At 69.5% G+C, this 377-nt stretch carries 1 pseudogene; it reads left to right on the top strand.

The window, feature by feature from the left end:
• Positions 1–377 (top strand): annotated as a pseudogene (locus QZH66_RS18770) (hypothetical protein); the annotation flags it as partial.

Raw genomic sequence — 377 nt, 5'->3', positions numbered from 1 at the left:
ACCGATGCGGTGAACGTGGCGCAGTTGAATGCCGCCACCTTCGATTCGGTCAACACCGCGCGCTATTTCAAGGCGACCGGTGACGGTGAAGCCACGGTACTCGGCGAAGACAGCCTGGCCGCCGGTTCCGATGCGCTGGCCGAAGGGGACGATGCCACCGCGGTGGGCGCGTCCAGCGCGGCGCTGGCGCAGGGCGCCTCGGCGTTCGGCAGCGGTGCGTTTGCGCTGGCTGAAAACGCCACCGCGATCGGTTTCAATGCGCTGGCCAGTGCGGGCAATGCCGCGGCGCTGGGCGCCAATGCGCAGGCGCTGGGCGAATATGCGACCGCGGTCGGCACCGAAAGCGTGGCCGCCGGCGAATTGAGCACGGCCACCGG

It is taken from the genome of Stenotrophomonas sp. YIM B06876, assembly GCF_030711595.1.
Taxonomy (GTDB): Bacteria; Pseudomonadota; Gammaproteobacteria; order Xanthomonadales; family Xanthomonadaceae; genus Stenotrophomonas.
The sequence above is the reverse complement of the archived record's forward strand: the minus strand, read 5'-3'. Positions and strand labels throughout refer to the sequence as shown.